The sequence below is a fragment of the Rhodococcus sp. IEGM 1241 genome (genome assembly GCF_033142365.1).
GTDB classification, from domain to species: Bacteria; Actinomycetota; Actinomycetes; order Mycobacteriales; family Mycobacteriaceae; genus Rhodococcus_F; species Rhodococcus_F erythropolis.
This window is the reverse complement of sequence record NZ_JAWLSE010000053.1, coordinates 1-1,634: the sequence shown is the minus strand read 5'-3', so window position 1 is coordinate 1,634 and position 1,634 is coordinate 1. Positions and strand designations below refer to the sequence as shown.

The 1,634-nt window shown below is 61.8% G+C and carries 1 protein-coding gene; it reads left to right on the top strand.

The window, feature by feature from the left end:
* Positions 1 to 1,634 (top strand): condensation domain-containing protein (locus R4P70_RS32565; protein WP_317833836.1); only part of this gene is annotated, 1,634 nt, incomplete at both ends.

The window sequence follows — 1,634 nt, the reverse complement described above, 5'->3', positions numbered from 1 at the left end:
TTCTTCGCGCTCGGTGGTAATTCGCTGATTGCGACGCAGGTGACGTCTCGGTTGGGTCAGGCGTTGGATGCTTCGGTTTCGGTGCGGGAGTTGTTCGAGGCGTCGACCGTTGAAGGGCTTGCTGCCCGACTCGGTTCTCATGTTGGTGGTGGTTCGCGTGCGGCGTTGACTGCGCAGGTGCGTCCGGCGCAGGTTCCGTTGTCGTTTGCGCAGCAGCGCATGTGGTTCCTCAATCGATTCGACACGGCATCGGCTGTCAACAATGTCCCTGTTGCCGTTCGGCTCACGGGTGCGCTCGATCTGGCCGCCCTGAATTCGGCAGTTCACGATGTTATCGGTCGCCACGAGGTTCTGCGCACGGTCTACCCCGAGGTCGACGGAATCGGCTACCAGAAGATCCTCTCGGCTGGAGATGTCTCGATCGATCTCGGTGCAGAACGCGTCACCGACGACCGAATCCAGGCGGAGCTGTATTCGTTCTTCGCCCAGGGCTTCGATGTCACCGTCGAGGTTCCGTTGCGCGCCAAGCTGTTCCAGGTCGCCGATGATGACTTCGTGTTGTCGTTCGTGGTGCATCACATCTCGACCGACGGCTTCTCGATGAGCCCGTTGACCCGGGACGTGATGACCGCGTACTTCGCCCGCTCACAGGGTCAAGCCCCGGTGTGGACGCCGTTGCCGGTGCAGTATGCCGACTACGCACTGTGGCAGCGTGAGGTTCTCGGGTCCGAGGACGATCCGCAGTCAATCATCGCGCAGCAGATCAACTACTGGTCCGATGCCCTGGCCGACCTTCCCGAGCAGCTGGACCTTCCCAGTGATCGCACCCGCCCCGAGATCGCAACGGGACAAGGAGCGAACCACACCTTCACCATCGACGCGCAACTGTGGGCCGACGTGGAAGCAACAGGTCAGGCGACGGGCGCAACCCCGTTCATGGTTGTCCACTCTGCGCTGGCCGTGCTGCTGGCACGGTTGTCCGCGACAACCGACATCGCAATCGGCGCTCCTGTCGCCGGTCGCGGTGAGGCGCAGCTCGACGATCTGATCGGCATGTTCGTCAACACTTTGGTGCTGCGCACCGAGGTTGATCCGTCGATGTCGTTCACGGATCTGTTGGCTTCTGCGCGTGAAGTGGATCTGCAGGCGTTCGCGCATGCGGATGTTCCGTTCGAGCGTGTGGTGGAGGTTCTTGATCCGGTTCGTTCGCAGGCTCGTCATCCGTTGTTCCAGGTGGCTTTGACCTTCCAGAACCTTGGCCAGAGTGCTCTCGAACTGCCCGGACTCACCGCCGCTGCTGCGGAATTCGACGCAGCACTGGCCAAGTTCGATCTGCAATTCACTCTTGAAGACGCCGCTGACGCCGGTATGTCCGGCACCCTGACCTACGCGACGGATCTGTTCGACGCGTCGACAGCGACCGAGTTCGCTGATCGGTTCGTGTCCGTCCTCCGTGGCGTTGTCGCGAATCCGACTGCTGCCGTTGGCGACGTGGATGTTCTGACCGCCGGTGAGTTGGATCGTGTTCTGGCGTGGAGTGACACGGGTGTCGACAGCGGTGTGGATTCGACGTTGTCGGCGTGGTTCGATGATGCTGCTGCGCGGTTTGGTGATCGGATCGCGGTGCGGTTCGG